2 protein-coding genes are annotated in these 2196 nt (G+C 40.8%); both read right to left on the bottom strand.

The features are described from left to right. Window positions 1-1618: recombinase family protein (locus AC59IL_RS38825; RefSeq protein ID WP_496557649.1), on the bottom strand; the 1618-nt coding region annotated here is incomplete at its 3' end. A 131-nt stretch (window positions 1619-1749) separates the two neighbouring features. After that, window positions 1750-2040, bottom strand: coding sequence for a ribbon-helix-helix domain-containing protein (locus AC59IL_RS38820; RefSeq protein ID WP_496557648.1), 291 nt, complete (start codon window positions 2038-2040; stop codon window positions 1750-1752). Window positions 2041-2196: the final 156 nt, after the last annotated feature.

Here is a 2196-nt window from a genome sequence, read left to right as displayed (position 1 = left end):
TACTCCTCGTACACAATTGGTAGTTTTTATCATCTTGCTCGTTTTTACCCTCTTTTAAGGGTATAGAATGCCTGATATCTATAATATCATCCCCAACTACAACATCCTTTACCAACAGTCTTAAAATCTTCTTTTTTTCTTTTATGTCCAGTTCATTAACATTTACTCCTAACTGGCTGGTAAAACTCTCCGCATCCAGTAATTGAAGTCGCTGATCCAACGCCAGTTCATGATTTTTCAGGTTCTCCAACTCTTTCTCTGTTGTATTTATCCTCTTTTGCAATTCAGGCATTCTTTTTCTTAATTGCGCAATTGTAATGAGACCTTCCTGGTAGGCATCCAATAGCTTATCCATTGCCTGGGATAATTTGTTGCGCTGCTTCAGTATGGCATCCTTTTGCTTTAACACGGGACTAGCATTCCTGGTCTCTTCTACGCGTTTCTCCACTTCCCTTTGGATAAGGGTTGGATCTTCCAATAATTGCACTATTTGCTGCCACACAATATTATCCAGATAATCCTGTCTCACTGGTTTGCAGTTGCATTTGCGCACGCCTTCAAAGCGATAAGCATCCGATCCAAAGCACCGATAATAATATATCTTCTTTTTAGCCGATGTGGTAGTATGCGTCCTGTATAAAGAATAACCACATTCACTGCACACCATCATCCCTTGCAGTAACGTCTCTACTTTTGTGTTCCGCTGCGAATGAAGCTTATTACTCTTTAATCTTTCCTGCGCAATATCAAACGTTTCCTGACTGATTATGGCAGGCACAGGTATCTCAATCCATTCTTCCCTTGGCTTCTCCCTGTTGCAGCCATTTTGTGCTACAAAACCTCCTTTTGCCCTCAATGGTTTTGTGATTCGCTGACGTTCCGCATGCTCAGTCTTACCATAACAGGCTTTACCTGTGTAAGCAGGATTACGTAACATTGCCCAGATAACTGATCGCTCCCATTTTCCAATATTTTTCCTTGTTGGTATTTTTTCAGCAGTAAACTTTCTTGCAACGGTACCTATACCACAAAAGTCTTCAGTATACATCCGGAACATTTCCCTTATAACGGAAGCTTCCTGCTCATTTATTTCATAGTAAGCTGCCGTATCATCCGTCTTTTTAATGTAATTATATCCATACGGTGCTCCGCATAACACGCTCACTACGCCTGACTTTGCTTTAAATCTTTTGCCTCTGCGTGATCGCTCTTTAATAATTGCCCGCTCATATTCGGCAATCATTCCCTGGAATTGTAACAACAAAGCTTCTTCAGGTGTATCTGCTTTGGGAGAGTTGATAAATAATACTTCTGTACCGCATGATGCAAATTCATCCATTAATACTACCTGGTATGCATAATTACGGCTCAACCGATCAGGACTATAAATTAACACTGCCTGTATCTGTCCTTCTGCACTCAAGTCTCTTACTTTTTCAAGACCCGGGCGAACCAGTATGGCTCCACTGTACCCTTCATCTCTAAATATATATTCTTCCGGAACTAGATAGCCCTGCTCCTGCGCAAAATGTAATAATTCATCCACCTGACTGCCAATCGTCTTATTGTCCTTCTGCTGATCGGACGATACTCTCGTATATATCGCTGCTGTTTTCATATACTGAAGTTTTTTCTATTAATTCATTAGAAGATTGTTCAGCGAAAACAACAGGCATGCCCGCTGGAACAAGGAGATGGTAAACCTGCGAAAGCTTTTGCTCCCACAAACGATCATAGGTAAATGATACCTTAACTTGTTTCTCCTTTTTTGGCATGATCCTTTTTGGCTAAGTATTCTTCCAGCGCTGTATGGACCACTTTGCTGATCGATAGCCCTTTGGATCCCGATAATTTCTTTATCCGACTGATCAGTGTAGGTGGCAGTTTTACGGTAAACACTACAGAACTTTCCGGTATCGCCATTTTCTCGTTGATCTCCTTTGCTAATTGGATATAACGATAAGCCTGGATTTGAGACACTCCATACTTCTGTATCAAGCGTTCTACGATTTGCGGCTGAGGCTTGTCCTTTTGCAGCATAGTAAACGCCTGGTTTATGCGTTTGGCCAATTCCGAGTTCTGCGATCTTTCCATTTATCATAAATATAATACTTTTTATGATATTATTAAAACTTGCCCCTTTTAATCAATACCTTCCTGAAAAACTCAATGTTTGTGGGTGTGTACGTAAAGCTA

It is taken from the genome of Niastella sp. sgz303648 (assembly GCF_059587045.1).
This window is presented reverse-complemented; position numbering and strand designations above follow the sequence as displayed.

What these genes read in the sequence shown, in the direction of transcription:
- AC59IL_RS38820 (WP_496557648.1), bottom strand. Translation starts at nt 2,040, where the DNA reads ATGCTGCAAAAGGACAAGCCTCAGCCGCAAATCGTAGAACGCTTGATA.